The 15063-nt window shown below is 63.7% G+C and carries 16 protein-coding genes; 13 read left to right on the forward strand and 3 right to left on the reverse strand.

Features of this window, described 5'->3' with window-relative positions; genetic code table 11:
* Positions 1 to 339: 339 nt before the first annotated feature.
* The gene (locus tag QRN36_RS17085) at positions 340 to 1719 is read right to left on the reverse strand and encodes a sensor histidine kinase (protein WP_285425132.1); all 1380 of its coding nucleotides are present in this window, start codon (positions 1717 to 1719) and stop codon (positions 340 to 342) included.
* Positions 1712 to 2455 (reverse strand): response regulator transcription factor, encoded by a 744-nt coding sequence (locus QRN36_RS17090; RefSeq protein ID WP_285425220.1) that lies wholly within the window; start codon positions 2453 to 2455, stop codon positions 1712 to 1714. The genes QRN36_RS17085 and QRN36_RS17090 overlap by 8 nt, the downstream gene beginning before the upstream one ends.
* Before the next feature lie 217 nt (positions 2456 to 2672).
* Here QRN36_RS17090 and QRN36_RS17095 point away from each other — a divergent pair, with 217 nt between their 5' ends.
* The 4 genes from QRN36_RS17095 (at position 2673) to QRN36_RS17110 (ending at position 7638) form a co-directional block, all read left to right on the forward strand.
* Entirely contained in the window at positions 2673 to 5426 is a 2754-nt protein-coding gene (locus QRN36_RS17095; RefSeq protein ID WP_285425133.1) for a response regulator, read from the forward strand.
* Positions 5427 to 5600: 174 nt separating this feature from the next.
* Complete coding sequence (locus QRN36_RS17100; RefSeq protein ID WP_285425134.1) at positions 5601 to 6584, forward strand: 2-hydroxyacid dehydrogenase; 984 nt, start codon at positions 5601 to 5603, stop codon at positions 6582 to 6584.
* 215 nt (positions 6585 to 6799) lie between these two features.
* On the forward strand, positions 6800 to 7237 hold the full coding sequence (locus tag QRN36_RS17105) for a hypothetical protein (RefSeq protein ID WP_285425135.1): 438 nt from the start codon (positions 6800 to 6802) through the stop codon (positions 7235 to 7237).
* On the forward strand, positions 7234 to 7638 hold the full coding sequence (locus tag QRN36_RS17110; RefSeq protein ID WP_285425136.1) for an META domain-containing protein: 405 nt from the start codon (positions 7234 to 7236) through the stop codon (positions 7636 to 7638). Before QRN36_RS17105 ends, QRN36_RS17110 begins: the two co-directional genes overlap by 4 nt.
* A 119-nt stretch (positions 7639 to 7757) precedes the next feature.
* On the opposite strand, the gene QRN36_RS17115 is transcribed toward QRN36_RS17110, so the two are convergent.
* A complete protein-coding gene (locus tag QRN36_RS17115) occupies positions 7758 to 8225 on the reverse strand; it encodes a TlpA disulfide reductase family protein (protein WP_285425137.1) in 468 nt (155 codons plus the stop codon).
* A gap of 116 nt (positions 8226 to 8341) precedes the next feature.
* Between QRN36_RS17115 and arsC the strand changes: the two genes are divergently transcribed.
* The 9 genes from arsC (at position 8342) to QRN36_RS17160 (ending at position 15058) form a co-directional block, all read left to right on the forward strand.
* Entirely contained in the window at positions 8342 to 8695 is a 354-nt protein-coding gene (gene arsC, locus QRN36_RS17120; protein WP_285425138.1) for an arsenate reductase (glutaredoxin), read from the forward strand.
* Positions 8692 to 9297, forward strand: a complete 606-nt coding sequence (wrbA, locus tag QRN36_RS17125) for an NAD(P)H:quinone oxidoreductase (protein ID WP_093460835.1) — start codon at positions 8692 to 8694, stop codon at positions 9295 to 9297. Before arsC ends, wrbA begins: the two co-directional genes overlap by 4 nt.
* Positions 9290 to 9697 (forward strand): DUF2069 domain-containing protein, encoded by a 408-nt coding sequence (locus tag QRN36_RS17130; RefSeq protein ID WP_285425139.1) that lies wholly within the window; start codon positions 9290 to 9292, stop codon positions 9695 to 9697. Before wrbA ends, QRN36_RS17130 begins: the two co-directional genes overlap by 8 nt.
* A 117-nt stretch (positions 9698 to 9814) precedes the next feature.
* Complete coding sequence (locus tag QRN36_RS17135; RefSeq protein ID WP_285425140.1) at positions 9815 to 10486, forward strand: DNA-3-methyladenine glycosylase I; 672 nt, start codon at positions 9815 to 9817, stop codon at positions 10484 to 10486.
* Between the two features lie 91 nt (positions 10487 to 10577).
* On the forward strand, positions 10578 to 11261 hold the full coding sequence (locus QRN36_RS17140; RefSeq protein ID WP_285425141.1) for a GntR family transcriptional regulator: 684 nt from the start codon (positions 10578 to 10580) through the stop codon (positions 11259 to 11261).
* Between the two features lie 216 nt (positions 11262 to 11477).
* Positions 11478 to 12428, forward strand: coding sequence for a 4-hydroxyproline epimerase (locus QRN36_RS17145; protein WP_285425142.1), 951 nt, complete (start codon positions 11478 to 11480; stop codon positions 12426 to 12428).
* A gap of 14 nt (positions 12429 to 12442) precedes the next feature.
* The gene (locus tag QRN36_RS17150) at positions 12443 to 13573 is read left to right on the forward strand and encodes an FAD-binding oxidoreductase (RefSeq protein WP_285425222.1); all 1131 of its coding nucleotides are present in this window, start codon (positions 12443 to 12445) and stop codon (positions 13571 to 13573) included.
* The gene (locus tag QRN36_RS17155; protein ID WP_093460854.1) at positions 13566 to 13802 is read left to right on the forward strand and encodes a (2Fe-2S)-binding protein; all 237 of its coding nucleotides are present in this window, start codon (positions 13566 to 13568) and stop codon (positions 13800 to 13802) included. The genes QRN36_RS17150 and QRN36_RS17155 overlap by 8 nt, the downstream gene beginning before the upstream one ends.
* The gene (locus QRN36_RS17160; protein WP_285425144.1) at positions 13799 to 15058 is read left to right on the forward strand and encodes an FAD/NAD(P)-binding oxidoreductase; all 1260 of its coding nucleotides are present in this window, start codon (positions 13799 to 13801) and stop codon (positions 15056 to 15058) included. The genes QRN36_RS17155 and QRN36_RS17160 overlap by 4 nt, the downstream gene beginning before the upstream one ends.
* Positions 15059 to 15063 lie beyond the last annotated feature (5 nt).

The raw sequence follows: 15063 nt of genomic DNA on the forward strand, positions 1-15063 counted from the left end.
TGTGTCCGTCGGGGATCCGGCGGCTGAAAGTCAGTCTTCGCGGGCAAGCGCGCTCCTACAGAATTGCGGCGTGCTGGGAAATCATTGAGCGCCCTCGAACCTGTGGGAGTGAGCTTGCTCACGAAGAGGCCGGTATGTCCGCTGGAGATCCATTGCCAGACAGTCAGCCTTTGCGACCCAGCGCGCTCTTACAGCATTGCGGCGTGCTGGGAAATCATTGAGCGCCCTCGAACCTGTGGGAGTGACCTTGCTCACGAAGAGGCCGGTATGTCCGCTGGAGATCCTTTGCCAGACAGTCAGCCTTCGCGACTCAGCGCGCTCTTACCGCATTGCGGCGATTCAGACGAGTGCTTCGACTTCTCGGGCGGGCAGGCGCATGGTCATTCGCAGCCCTTGGGCGGTGTTTTCTGCCCACATGTCGCCGCCCTGCAGGCGCAGGGAGTTGCGTGCGATGCTCAGGCCCAGGCCGAAACCGCCGTGACCCGGTCGGGCACCGTCCAGGCGGATGAAGGGCGCAAAGATCCGTTCCAGATCATTGTCGTCCACACCGCCGCCCTGATCCTCCAGCCACAGCAGCCAGTCCTCGCCTTGCCGCCTGCCGCTCAGTTGCACGACACCCTGCGGCGGAGAATGCCGGATCGCGTTGCGCAGGATATTTTCCAGCGCCTGAGCCAGCGTGTTGAGGTCGCCGCTGACCCAGCAATCGCTGTCCAGATCGCAGCGCAGCTGTCGCGACGGCCAGCAGCTCTCGAAGCAGGCGTTGTCCACCAGCATGTCCCACAGCGCCAGCACTTGAATGTCTTCGCTGGGCAGTTTCTCGCGCTCGGCGTCCAGCCACGCCAGGTGCAAGGTGTCATCGACCAGACGGCGCATGCCGTCCACTTCGCGGTTCAATCGCTCGCGCAGTTCCGGCAGCGTCTGGTCGCTGTCGCAGGCGACTTTCAGGCGGCTCAGGGGCGTGCGCAATTCGTGAGAAAGGTCGCGCAGCAACTGCTGCTGAATCTGCACGGTGGACTGCAACCGCGCGGCCATGTGATCGAATGCACGATTCAGCTCACCCAGTTCGTCACGGCGTGAGGTCATCTGCGGCGACAGCCGGTTGGACAATCGGTCCGCACGCCAGGCATTGGCCTGCTCGCGCAGCTGGTTGAGCGGGCGAATCAGCAGCCGATACAGCCCGACGCACAGCAGCAACGTGAACAGCGCCGGGATCAGGACATTGGTGAGCATCTGCCAGATCAGCGCGTGCCGACCGGGCTTGAAGCGCGCGGGCAACTCGATGACCAGACTGCCCGCCTGAGGGGCATCCGGGAAGGCGATCTTCAACCACGGGGCGGTCTTCTGTCGGGCGCTCATCGGCCAGTCGACACCGCGCATGAACGTCAGGCGCTGCATCTCACTGCCGCTCAGCGGCGTGCTGCTCAACGATTGCAGATCGTTGCCGATGACGCCGACCCAGCCCTGTTCGTGATGCCTGATCTCATCCAGCCATGCATCGATGCCCTGTCGCTGCCCCGTACGCCAGGCCTGCCCCGCTTCGGCGGCGTAGCGGTTGAGTACATTGCGCGCTTCGTGACTGAGGTAGGCGTTCTGATTCTCGATGTAACGGCCCCAATACCAGCTCAGCCAGATCATCAGCAGGCAAAAGGCGACCAGCAGAAACACCAGTTTCCAGAACAGCGAATGGCGACCGGGGAGGCGATTACCGGATTCACGCATCGGGTGCGGCCGCTGTCAGCACGTAGCCCTTGCCCCAGACGGTACGCACCTCGCGCGCTTGATAACCGACGGCCTTGAGTTTGCGGCGGATCTGGCTGATGTGCATGTCCAGGCTGCGGTCATGCTGTGAATAGCCGCGCTGCAACACATGCTGATAAAGGAATGGCTTGCTGAGCACGTCTTCGGGGTTGCGCCACAAGGTTTCCAGCAAGCGGTATTCGCTGCGCGTGAGTTGCGCCGGCTTGCCCTCGAAACGCACGTCGCTCAAGCCTTCGTCGAACGACAGCGCATCGGCGTCGGGCTCGTCGGCCAAGACCTGTGGCGAGGGCGTCGGGGTCTGAAAGCGGCGCTCAAGGTTCACCCGGCGCAGGATCGCTTCGATGCGTACCCGCAGCTCGTCGACGCTGAAGGGCTTGGGCAGATAATCGTCGGCGCCGTTGCGAAAACCGCTGATGCGATCCGCCTCCGCGCCCAGCGCCGACATGAGGATGACCGGCGTTGTATGGCGGCGGCGCAGGTGGGTCAGGATGTCCAGACCGTTCATGCCCGGCAGCAGAATATCCATGAGCACGACGTCGAAGGGCTGACGCTGCGCACGGTCCAGCCCCTCCGCGCCATCCTGGCACCAGGTGACCTGAAAGCCGCAGCGGTGCAATTGATCGTGCACGAAAGCACCGAGCACAGGATCGTCCTCGATGGCGAGTATGCTGGGGCGTTGAATGCTGGCGGGATTCATTGGCGTCTGCGAGTGATTCTCAAGCCGGCGATTATTCAAGATTGCGTCCGGCTGGGCAATGGCGATTGATCGGGAGTTGCGGCCTGTGTCCCTTCCCGTGGTTTTTTAGCCGGGATTCCTCATGCACAAGTGACTACACTGCGCAGTTATCGAGCCGTTTGGGCTGACATGGCACAGCGGTTGCCTGAATCCGTGCCAGGATTGCTGGAGAGAAAGTGTGCTGAACAAACTGGGCATCAAAGGCCGCGTGTTGCTGCTGACCCTCTTGCCGACCTGCCTGATGGCAGCGCTGCTGGGCGGTTATTTCACCTGGATGCAGCTGTCGGAATTGCAGACGCAGCTGTTCAAGCGCGGCGAAATGATCGCCAACGAGCTCGCACCGCTCTCGGCGTCCGCGCTGGGCAACGGTGACAAGCCGTTGCTGGAGCGCATCGCCGGGCAGGTCCTTGAACAAGCCGATGTGCGGGCGGTGTCGTTTCTGGATGCCGATCACAATCTGCTGGCCCACGCCGGGCCGACGATGATCAATCAGGCGCCGGTGGGTAACAGTTCGCACATGCTGCAGCGCTCGGAAAACGACGCCACGCGTTATCTGATGCCGGTGTTCGGGCGCAATCGTCATCTGACCGGCAATGTCGTGCCTGGTGAAGACGACCGCCTGCTGGGCTGGGTCGAACTGGAACTGTCCCACAGCGGCACCTTGCTGCGCGGCTACCGCAGCCTGTTTGCCAGCCTGTTATTGATCGCCGTCGGACTGGGCATGACCGCCGTGCTGGCGTTGCGCATGAGTCGCACGATCAACGCGCCCATCGCGCAGATCAAACACGTCGTCGCCCAGCTCAAAGACGGCAATCTGGAGGCGCGGTTGCCGCCGATGGGCAGCCATGAACTGGACGAGCTCGGTTCAGGCATCAACCGCATGGCCGCGACACTGCAGAATGCTCAGGAAGAGTTGCAGCACAGCATCGAGCAGGCCACCGAAGACGTCCGCCAGAATCTGGAAACCATCGAAATCCAGAACATCGAGCTGGACCTGGCGCGCAAGGAAGCACTGGAAGCCAGCCGGATCAAATCCGAGTTTCTGGCCAACATGAGCCATGAAATCCGCACGCCGCTCAACGGCATTCTCGGCTTCACTCACCTGTTGCAGAAAAGCGAGCTGACGCCGCGTCAGCACGATTACCTGAGCACCATCGAAAAGTCCGCCGACAGCCTGCTGAGCATCATCAACGAGATTCTCGACTTCTCGAAGATCGAGGCCGGCAAGCTGGTGCTCGATGCCATTCCATTCAATCTGCGCGACTTGCTGCAAGACACCCTGACCATCCTCGCTCCTGCCGCTCACGCCAAACAGCTGGAGCTGGTGAGCCTGGTGTACCGCGACACGCCGCTGTCGCTGGTCGGCGACCCGCTGCGACTCAAGCAGATCCTTACCAACCTGGTCAGTAACGCCATCAAGTTCACCCGCGAAGGCACCATCGTCGCCCGCGCGATGCTGGAGGATGAACAGGACGACAGCGTTCAGCTGCGCATCAGCGTGCAGGACACCGGCATCGGCCTGTCGAGCCAGGACGTGCGCGCGCTGTTCCAGGCATTCAGTCAGGCCGACAACTCGCTGTCCCGTCACTCCGGCGGCACCGGGCTGGGGCTGGTGATTTCCAAGCGCCTGATCGAGCAGATGGGCGGGGAAATCGGCGTGGAAAGCACGCCCGGCGAAGGGTCGGAATTCTGGATCAGCCTGACGCTGCCAAAAACCCGCGACGACCTGGATGACTTGCCCGCACCGCCGCTGATGGGGCGCCGTGCCGCCGTGCTGGAGCATCACGATCTGGCCCGCCAGGCGCTGGAACATCAGTTGGAGGATTGCGGCCTGCAGCCGATGGTGTTCAACAATCTGGAGAACCTGATCAATGGCGTGACGGTGGTGCATCAGACGCCCCATGCCATCGAGATGGCGGTACTGGGCGTGACCGCTCACGAACTGCCGCCCGAACGGCTGCGTCAGCAGATCTGGGATCTCGAGAACCTGGACTGCAAGGTGTTGGTGCTGTGTCCGACCACCGAGCAGGCGCTGTATCAGTTGTCAGTGCCCGACGCCTACACTCAACTGCAGGCTAAACCGGCGTGTACGCGCAAATTGCGCCGCGCGCTGTCGGAGCTGATCAACCCCAAACAGCTGCGCAACGAGGTGCCGGAGCCGATGTCCAGCCGGCCGCCGCGAATCCTCTGCGTCGACGATAACCCGGCGAACCTGTTACTGGTGCAGACGCTGCTCGAAGACATGGGCGCCAAGGTGCTGGCCGTGGACAGCGGCTACGCAGCGATCCAGGCGGTGCAGGACGAACCCTTCGATCTGGTGCTGATGGACGTGCAAATGCCCGGCATGGACGGGCGCCAGGCCACCGAAGCGATTCGCAGCTGGGAGACTGAGCGCCACGTCACGTCGCTGCCGATCGTCGCGCTGACGGCCCACGCCATGGCCAACGAAAAGCGCGCGCTGCTGCAAAGCGGCATGGATGACTACCTGACCAAGCCGATCAGTGAACGGCAACTGGCGCAGGTGGTGCTCAAGTGGACCGGGCTGGCGCTGCGCAATCAGGCGCCGGAGCGGCACCATGAGGTGGCTCAGGGCGGCGTCAACCTGCAGGTGCTCGATCACGAAGAGGGTTTGCGTCTGGCCGCCGGTAAAGCCGACCTCGCGGCCGACATGCTGGCGATGCTGCTGGCTTCGCTGGACACTGACCGCGAGGCGATTCGCAGCGCGCGCGAGGCCGACGATCACGTGGCGCTGATCGAACGCGTGCATCGTCTGCACGGCGCAACGCGCTACTGCGGCGTGCCGCAACTGCGGGCTGCGTGTCAGCGCACCGAAACGCTGCTCAAGCAGGACTCGCCGGACAGCGACAAGGCCCTGGACGACCTGGAAAAAGCCATCACGCGACTGGAGATCGAAGCCCGGGTGAGCGCTTGATACGAGTCAATATCCGTTTGAGGGTGATGGGTATTCTGTAGGCATGAGCTTGCTTCGGTAGAACACCAGTCTTCGCGAGCAGCTTGCTCCCACAAGGGTTTGGCGTTGCTGCTGCCCTTCGGGTGCGGCACAAAACCTGTAGCTGCGGCGTTTCTTAAAAACCAAGGAGCAACCATGCGTACCCTCCTCTACAGCAGCCAGACCTACGACCGCGAAAGTTTCCTCGCCGCCGACGTGCCTTCTGATATCGAGCTGCATTTCCAGCCTGCGCGGCTGACGCTCGACACGGTAGCGCTGGCCGATCAATACGAGGTCGTGTGCGCCTTCATTAATGACGACCTCGGCGCGCCGGTTCTCGAGCGCCTGGCTGCCGGCGGAACCCGGCTGATCGCCTTGCGTTCGGCAGGCTTCAATCATGTCGACCTGCCCGCAGCGAAGCGTCTGGGTCTGGAGGTCGTGCGCGTTCCGGCCTACTCGCCTCACGCCGTGGCCGAACATGCGGTCGCGCTGATCATGTCCCTGAACCGGCATCTGCACCGGGCTTACAACCGCACCCGTGACGGCGATTTTACCCTGCACGGTCTGACCGGATTCGACCTGGTGGGCAAGACCGTCGGCGTGGTGGGCACCGGCCAGATCGGCGCGACCTTCGCCCGCATCATGGCGGGTTTCGGCTGCCGATTGCTGGCGTACGATCCCTGCCCTGCCGAGCAGGTTGAAGCGCTCGGCGCGCGTTATCTGCCGCTGGAACAGGTGCTGGCCGAGTCGCAGATCATCAGCCTGCATTGCCCGCTCAACGAACACACTCGCCACCTCATCAACCGGCAATCGTTGAGCGGCATGCAACGCGGGGCAATGCTGATCAACACCGGTCGCGGCGCGCTGGTGGACACGCCGGCGCTGATCGAGGCGCTGAAAAGCGGGCAACTGGGCTATCTGGGGCTGGATGTGTATGAAGAGGAAGCGCAGCTGTTCTTCGAGGACCGCTCCGACCTTCCGCTGCAGGACGACGTCCTCGCGCGATTGCTGACCTTCCCCAATGTGGTCGTGACCGCCCACCAGGCTTTCCTGACCCGAGAGGCGCTGGGCGCGATCGCGCAGACCACGCTGGATAACATCCGCTGCTGGTCGGCCGGTACGCCGCAGAATCAGGTGTAATCACGCCGCCTGTGGCGTGAGTGTTTACGCGCGGGACCTCCGGATAACCGATGTTCAAAGGCTGCGCTGGCGCCTCGGTCAGTGAGCTCCCTGCCATGACGTCGCCCCTCGATCGACGCCCATCCTGCGCGTGGCGCCGGTTCGTCCGTCCGCCTACCGGCAGCGGGCATCGGCGATCTAAAGTGTTAGGATGCGCCGCCTATCTGGAGACCCTCATGGCCGAACACGATTTTCGCTACAGCATGCTCACCCCGCACCACACCCTGATCGAATGCCGCAGTCTGGCGGTCGGGCGTTATCAAGTGACCGGCAACGGTGGTTCGATCAAACACGACGACGTGTTGCTGGTCACCGTCAAGGGCAGCAAAGACCTGTACATGCGCCTGAACGTGGAAAAAGTCCGCCACCTGATCAACCCGCCCGGCCAATGGGTGGCCGTGGCCAACGGTCCGGCGTTCACCGAGCTTGCGATTCATCAGTGGAAGGTCAACTGCAACGGCTGTGGCAAAGAGCAGGACATCGAGTTCATGGTCGACGGCAAGGACGGCAAGAAAGCCCTGAAGCCCGCCGCCACCGCGCGCATCGCGGAACTGGGCTGGAAAACCGTCGGTGAGAACCATCTCTGCCCGGCCTGCGCGAAAGCCGCCGCATGAAAGGCCTTCTGCTGACGTTGCTCGCCACCACCTTGTTGACAGGCTGCGCGACGGACACCGATGCGCTCAAGCGCGATCATGGTTACGTGCTGGAGTGGATCGGCGAGCGTCCGCTGATCGATAACAGCCACCTGACCATGACCCTGGGCAAAGACGGCCGGGCGTATGGCAATGCCGGTTGCAATCACTGGTTCGCGTCCTATCAGCTGGACGGCGATGCCATCCACTTCGGCCCGGTCGGCAGCACGCGCAAGCTGTGCGCGCCCGCGCTGATGGAACAGGAACACCGGTTCCTCGAAGCCATCGGCAAGGTCGAGCACTGGGATGTATCCGAGGTCGAACAGCTGCAGCTGTGGCCTGCGCAGGGTTTGCCCCTGAGGTTCTGGCCCGAAGAGGGTTGAACGCCCGAGCGCAGCAGCGCTCGCCCGCGATGGGCTGGTGATGGCCGCCGAACAGGTCTCAAGCAAATCGCTATCGCGGGCAGTGCGCGCCTACAAAGGTGTGATCAGACCTTCCTGAATCAACCCTTGCCTTTCAACTCCGCCAGTTTCTGCGCCACGCCCGCGGCGGTCTGCTCACCCATCAACTGCTCACGCACTTTGCCCTTGTCGTCGATGATATAGGTGACCGGCAGCGCTTCGCTTTTGGGCAGGTCATACTGGTCGGCAGGATCCTGCGCCAGTACGGTGAACCTGATGCCCAGCGCGTTACTGGCGCTTTTCAGGTCGTCGCCCTGAAGGTTGTCGAAATTCACGCCGAACACGCTGACCTTCTGCCCGTTCATCTGATCGGACAGCTTGTTCAGCTCGGGGATTTCGGTCCGGCACGGGCCACACCATTCGGCCCAGTAATTGACCACCAGCCAATGTTTGTCGACCCGCTCGCTGGCCACCTTCTGCCCGTTCTGATCGGTGCCCAGATCGACCCCGCAACCGCTGAGCAACACACTTCCCAAAAGCGCTATTGTCGCCGCCAACCGCCTTGCCATGATGCTTGTTCCTGTATGGAAAACCGACTCGGACTGCGCCCCGCTGGCGCGCGATATTGGTCTTTGTCGTCACGCCTGTAGAATAGCCGCCACCTCACGCTAGATGCGACCTGCAAATGACCTATCTGACGCTTTATCACAACCCACGCTGCTCCAAGTCACGTGGCGCGCTGGAATTGCTCGAAGCCCGAGGCCTTGCGCCGACCATCATCCGTTACCTGGAGACCCCGCCGGACGCCGCGCAGCTGCGCGAACTGCTGGGCAAGCTGGGCATTGGCGCCCGCGCCCTGCTGCGCACCGGCGAGGACGAATACAAGGCCCTGAACCTGGCCGACGCCAGCCTGAGCGACGAGCAACTGATCGCGGCGATGGCGGCTCACCCCAAGCTGATCGAACGCCCTGTTCTGGTCGCTGGCGACAAGGCCGTGATCGGCCGCCCACCGGAAAAAATCCTGGAGATCCTGCCGTGAGCGCGCCCTACATTCTGGTGCTGTTTTACAGCCGTAACGGCTCGACCAGCGAAATGGCCCGGCAGATCGCCCGGGGCATCGAGATGGGCGGGATGGAAGCCAGGCTGCGCACCGTGCCAGCGGTTTCCACCGAATGCGAGGCCGTGGCGCCGAGCATTCCGGACACCGGCGCACTGTACGCCACCCTCGACGACCTGAAGAACTGCTCGGGCCTGGCGCTGGGCAGCCCAACTCGTTTCGGCAACATGGCCGCGCCGCTCAAATACTTCCTCGACGGCACCAGCAACCTGTGGCTGACCGGGGCACTGGTGGGCAAACCGGCCAGCGTGTTCACCTCGACCGCCAGCCTGCACGGCGGCCAGGAAACCACGCTGATGTCGATGCTGCTGCCGTTGCTGCATCACGGCATGCTCATCACCGGCCTGCCGTACAGCGAAGCTGCCCTGATCGATACCCAGGGTGGCGGCACGCCTTACGGCGCCAGCCATCACGCCGGGGCGGACGGCAAACGTCCACTGGATCAACACGAAACTACCCTGTGCCGCGTGCTCGGTCAGCGCCTGGCGAAAACCGCGCTGCTGCTGGATCCGTCGCGTGGCTAAAGCGCTCAAGGCCCTGCCCTCTCTGGAATGGCTCGAACCTCGGGTTCGCTGGAGCCGGGTGGCGGCCTTGTCGTGCTTTTTCGGGCTGATCGCGTTGCTGACGGCGTACTACCTGATCGTCGCCGACCTGCATGGCGCGCGGCCCTGGGTGATTCTTTCGATTGAACTGGTGCCGCTGCTGGTGCTCACACCGGGAATGATCAGCGGCAGCGCGCGCGGACATTCCTGGACGTGTTTCGGGGTGAACCTGTATTTCATCAAGGGCGCGCTGGCGGCCTACGATCCGAGCCGCATGGTGTTCGGCGTGCTGGAAATGCTGGCCAGTCTCGCGGTGTTCACCAGCGCCCTGCTGTATGTGCGGTGGCGGTATCAGCTCAACCGCAAGCTCGCCGCCTTGTAGAAGCGCGCTTGCCCGCGACTGCGGTGTGTCGGAGCCATCAACGGTTTCAGGCGCACCGGCGTCGCGGGCAAGCGCGCCGCTATAGGGGTATGGCTCAAATTTCGTTTTGGAGAGGGCATGCAAGACTACAAATGGCTCAATGAATACTGCTTGAATCGCTTTGGATCCGCCGCCGCCCTTGAGGCGCATCTTCCCAGTCCCGCCACCCCCAGACGCCTCGAGTCGATCAGCAACGATCGCTACCTCTCGACGCTGGCCCTGCGCGTGTTTCGTGCCGGTCTGAAGCACAGTCTGGTGGACGCCAAATGGCCGGCCTTCGAGCAGGTATTTTTCGGCTTCGATCCGGAAAAAGTGGTGTTGATGGGCGCTGACCATCTTGAGCGGCTGATGCAGGATGCGCGGATCATTCGTCATCTGGGCAAGCTCAAGAGCGTGCCGCGCAATGCGCAGCTGATCCTCGATATCGCCCACGAATACGGCAGCTTCGGTCACTTCGTCGCGCAGTGGCCTGTGACTGACATCGTCGGCCTGTGGCGCTACCTGGCCAAACACGGCAACCAGCTGGGCGGGCTGTCCGCACCGCGCTTTCTGCGCATGGTCGGCAAGGACACGTTCATCCCGACCTACGACGTCGTCGCCGCGCTCAACGCGCAGAATATCGTCGACAAAGTGCCGAGCAGTCAGCGCGATCAGGCGGCAGTGCAAGCGGCGTTCAACGAATGGCATGAGCAGAGCGGCCGTCCCATGTGCCAGCTGTCGATGATGCTGGCGTACACGGTCAACCACTGATCTTTTTTCGCGTCGACCTGCCGGGCAGTGGCTGTAAGGAATCGGAGGTCGTATACAATATCCGCAACTCCGTCACTGCCGAGCCATCCGCGTGCCCTTCATTCTCCCAGACGCGCCTAATTTAGGCGTCGCCCCCTCGGCGTCCGAGGTCATCTCCCGATTCCTGCGCGAATCGATCATTTCTGGCCAGTTCGCCGAAGATGAGCCCATTCGCCAGGATGACATCGCCCGCGTGTTCAACGTCAGCAAGATCCCGGTGCGTGAAGCGCTCAAACGGCTCGAGGCGGAAGGCCTGGTGCAGTTTCAGCGGAACAAGGGCGCGGTGGTCACGCGGATTTCCGAGCCCGAGCTGGCGCAGATTTTCGAGGTGCGCGTGCTGCTCGAGGTTCAGGCCATTCGACTGGCTGTGCCAAGGTTGACTCAGGCGCAGATCGAACGGGCGACGGCAATCTGCGACGAGTTCGTCGGCGATGACGATATCGGTCGCTGGGCCGAGCTCAACTGGGCTTTTCACACGTGTCTGTATGAAGCGGCGCAGCGGCCGTTTCTGCTGAACATGATTCGCTCGATTCACGACAAGGTCGAACGCTACCTGCGCGTGCAGATGAGCTTTGAAGAGGGCAAGGAGCGCGCCGATCGCGAGCACCGCGACATCCTCAAGGCCTGTGCCGATCGTAATGTCGACAAAGCTGCCGAATTGATCGAACACCACATCATCGGCGTCTGCCGAGCGCTTTACGCCCACCTGCCCAACGCCGCGATTTCCGAAATCTGACGGCATGCCGACTGTGCCGATTTCGTCATTCACAAGGACGAAATCGGTCAAGACCCCGAGGCGCTTTGACGCCAATCTGAAGACCGATCGTGCGCGCGATTGCAGTGCGTGCAGAGTCGTGCGTCTGACATACCGCAATCGCGAGCAAGCTCACTCCCGCAGGAGTGCGCGTCTGTCCACCGCTACCGCCAATCTTCTCCACCTTGGGGTGAATTCATGAAGCGCATCCAGATCCTTGATTCCCACACCGGCGGCGAGCCGACACGGCTGGTGCTGGACGGTTTTCCCGACCTGGGTGTCGGCAGCATGGCGCAGCGGCGGCAGTTGCTGGCGGATGAATTCGATGACTGGCGCGCCGCGACCGTGCTGGAACCGCGCGGCAGCGATGTGCTGGTGGGTGCGCTGCTGTGCAAACCGGTGGACCCGCAAGCCTGCGCTGGGGTGATTTTCTTCAACAACACCGGCTATCTGGGCATGTGTGGTCACGGCACCATTGGCCTGGTGGTGTCGCTGGCGCATCTGGGCAAAATCGGTCCCGGCGTCCACCGCATCGAAACACCGGTCGGGACGGTTCAGGCGACGCTGCACGAAGACCGTTCGGTAAGCGTCGACAACGTGCCGTCCTATCGCTACCGGAAAAACTTCATCGTCGATGTGCCGGGGCTGGGCAACGTCACCGGCGACATCGCCTGGGGCGGCAACTGGTTCTTCCTGATCGCCGATCACGGCCTGAGCGTGACGGGCGACAACCTCGACGCCCTCACCGATTACACCTGGAAAGTCCGTCAGGCGCTGGAGAGCCAGGGCATTCGCGGCGAAGACGGCGGCGTCATCGACCACATCGAGCTGTTTGCCGACGACGATCACGCCGACAGCCGCAATTTCGTTCTCTGCCCCGGCAAAGCCTACGATCGCTCGCCGTGTGGCACCGGCACCAGCGCCAAACTGGCGTGTCTGGCGGCCGACGGCAAGCTGCAACCCGGCGCGATCTGGCAGCAGGCCAGCGTCATCGGCAGCCAGTTCGAGGGCAGTTTCGCGTGGCAGCACGGGGAGCGGCAACTGGGCGACCGCATCGTGCCGACCATTCGTGGCCGCGCCTACATCAGTGCCGAAGCCACCTTGTTGCTGGACGACGAAGACCCGTTCGCCTGGGGTATCCGCGCTTGATCGACCGTCAGGCGATGCAGGGCAACGTGGCCGACGTGATCATCGTCGGCGGCGGCATCATCGGGGCTGCGTGCGCCGACGAACTGGCCAGCCATGGCCTGCGGGTGCTGGTGCTGGACTGCCAGCGCCCGGCCGCGACCGCTGCGGGCATGGGCCACCTTGTGGTGCTGGATCACAGCCCGGCTGAGCTGGCGCTGGGTGAATATTCGGTGCGGGCGTGGCGCGAGCTGGCGCCGCAGCTTCCCGACGACTGCGCCATGCGCAACAACGGCACCCTGTGGCTGGCGTGCAATGAAGAAGAAATGGCCGAGGCCGAACGCAAGCACCTGGCGCTCAACGCGTATGGGCTGACGTGTGAGCTGATGTCCGGGGCAGAACTGGCGACGGTTGAGCCGTCTCTGCGGTCCGGGCTGTCTGGCGCTCTGCGGGTCAAGGGCGACGGCATTCTGTACGCCCCCAATGCGGCGCGCTGGCTGTTGCAGCGTCGACCTGAACAGGTGCGCCAGCAGCGCGCTGAAGTCGTCGAAGTGCAGGGCCATCGCGTCCGTCTGAAAACCGGCGAGTGGTTGCACGCCACGGCGGTCGTGCTCGCCAACGGTATCTATGCCCGCGACCTGTGCGCCGACCTGCCGCTTCAGGCCAAGAAAGGCCATTTGCTGATCACCGATCGTTACCCGGCGCAGATCACGCACACGCTGGTCGAGCTGGGTTATGTCACGAGTGCGCACAAGGGCAACGGGCCTTCCGTGGCGTTCAACGTGCAGCAGCGGCCGACAGGGCAACTGTTCGTGGGCTCCTCGCGTCAGTTCGACAATCACGATCCCGAGGTCGACGCCGCGATGCTGGGACGGATGCTGCGCCGGGCGATAGAGTTTCTGCCTGACCTTGGCCAGATGAACGGCATTCGCAGTTGGACCGGTTTTCGTTCGGCCAGCCCCGACGGCCAGCCGCTGGTGGGCGAGCACCCTTTGCAGCCTGGCTTGTGGCTGGCGGTGGGACACGAGGGGCTTGGCGTGACCACCGCTCCAGGCACCGCGAGACTGCTCGCCGCGCAACTGCTGGGTCTGCCGCCTCCCCCCTCGCTGCAGGCGCACCTGGACGCGTACCTGCCGCAACGTTTTATCGGAGCCCACGCCCATGCCTGAATTGATCATCGACGGCCAGCCCCTGCGCGTCGCCCAAGGCACCACCGTTGCCGCAGCGCTGATGTCCGCGGGTGACCGCTGCAGTCGCACGTCGGTCAGCGGCCAGCGTCGGGCGCCGCTGTGCGGCATGGGCATCTGCCAGGAATGCCGGGTGAACGTCGACGGTCTGCGCCGACTGGCCTGCCAGACGCTGTGCCGCGACGGGATGCACGTGGAGACGCGACCGTGAGCCGGCCTGTCGATCTGCTGATCATCGGCGCGGGCCCAGCTGGCATGGCCGCAGCCCTGGCCGCGGCGCCCAGCGGCATCAACATTGCGTTGCTGGACGACAACCCCGTGCCAGGCGGACAGATCTGGCGTGACGGCCCGCAGGCGCAACTGCCCGGGCTGGCCAGTGACATGCGCGCGCAACTGGCCCGTCATCCCAACATTCATCTGCACAGCGCCTGCAAGGTCGTCGCCCTCGCCGGCCACAAACGGCTGCTGCTCGAAGACCCTGAACGGGGCTGGCTGCTGAGTTACCACAAGCTGATTCTGTGCACCGGCGCGCGTGAGCGGCTGCTGCCGTTTCCCGGTTGGACGCTGCCCGGTGTGACCGGCGCCGGCGGCCTGCAAGCTCTGATTAAAGGCGGCCTGTCGGTAGAAGGTGAGCGCGTGGTGGTCGCAGGCACCGGGTCGCTGCTGCTCGCGTCGGCCGCAACCGCCAGAAAGAACGGCGCAAGGATCGTGCGCGTCGCCGAGCAAGCCGGGCCAGGTGCGGTCGGCCGGTTTGCAATGGGGCTTTGGCAATGGCCGAACAAAGCGATTCAGGCGCTGACGTTGTTCAGCGGCGCTTACCGGACAGCGGCCCATGTCGTCGAGGCGATGGGCTCGGACCGCCTTGAAGCGGTGCGAATCCAGATGGGTGAGCGCGTCGAGGAAGTCGCTTGCGAACGGCTGGCCTGCGGGTTCAGCCTGGTGCCGAACGTCGAGGTCGCCAAGGCCCTGGGCTGTGAGGTGCGGGATCAGGCGATCGTGGTGGACAACTGGCAGGCGAGCACGCTGACCGATCATTACGCGGCCGGGGAATGCACCGGTTTCGGCGGCAGCGAACTGGCGCTGGTCGAGGGCCGGATTGCCGGGCTCGTGGCGATCGACCGTCAGGACCAGGCGCGTGCGCTGTGGCCCCAGCGTGAACGCTGGCAGCGGTTTGCCGACCGGTTGAACCGTGCGTTTGCCCTCGATCCGGCCTTGAAGCGACTGGCCGCGCCGGACACCCTGGTGTGCCGCTGTGAGGATGTGGCCTACGCGAGCCTCGTCGAGCATGGCACCTGGAGCGCTGCGAAACTCAACACCCGCTGCGGCATGGGCGCCTGTCAGGGCCGCATCTGCTCGACCGCCGCGCAAACCCTGTTTGGCTGGGAGCCACCGGTGTTGCGCCCACCGTTCAGCCCGGCTCGCATCGCGACGCTGGCGTGTCTGGACGAAGCGGAACCCGCGGCTTGATGCCG

The sequence above is a fragment of the Pseudomonas sp. efr-133-TYG-103a genome, from assembly GCF_030209235.1.
Lineage (GTDB): Bacteria > Pseudomonadota > Gammaproteobacteria > Pseudomonadales > Pseudomonadaceae > Aquipseudomonas.